Source organism: Microvirga antarctica, from assembly GCF_017921815.1.
Lineage (GTDB): Bacteria > Pseudomonadota > Alphaproteobacteria > Rhizobiales > Beijerinckiaceae > Microvirga > Microvirga antarctica.
In genome coordinates this window covers 1-280 of the sequence record NZ_JAGEMM010000201.1, presented here as the reverse complement: position 1 = coordinate 280, position 280 = coordinate 1, and the positions used below count along the sequence as shown (strand labels likewise).

The following is a 280-nucleotide window of genomic DNA, read 5'->3' as shown; positions in this document are numbered from 1 at the left end:
AGCGTAACGCGTTAGCCGCGTCTTTCATGTCGGTAACAACTTCTGTCAGCAGATGCGGTATACCTTCATAGACCGAGAGTTCTAACATTTTCGGGTCGATCATGATAAAGCGAACGTCTTCCGGCTGCGCTTTATACAGCATACTGAGGATCATGGCGTTAACCCCGACCGACTTACCGGAACCGGTCGTACCGGCCACCAGCAGGTGAGGCATTTTCGCCAGATCCGCCACTACCGGATCGCCCGCGATATCCTTACCTAACACCACGGTAAGCGGCGA

1 protein-coding gene is annotated in these 280 nt (G+C 53.9%); it reads right to left on the bottom strand.

The features are described 5' to 3' along the window. Positions 1–280 (bottom strand): FtsK/SpoIIIE domain-containing protein (locus tag J4G32_RS21485; protein ID WP_210497781.1); only part of this gene is annotated, 280 nt, incomplete at both ends.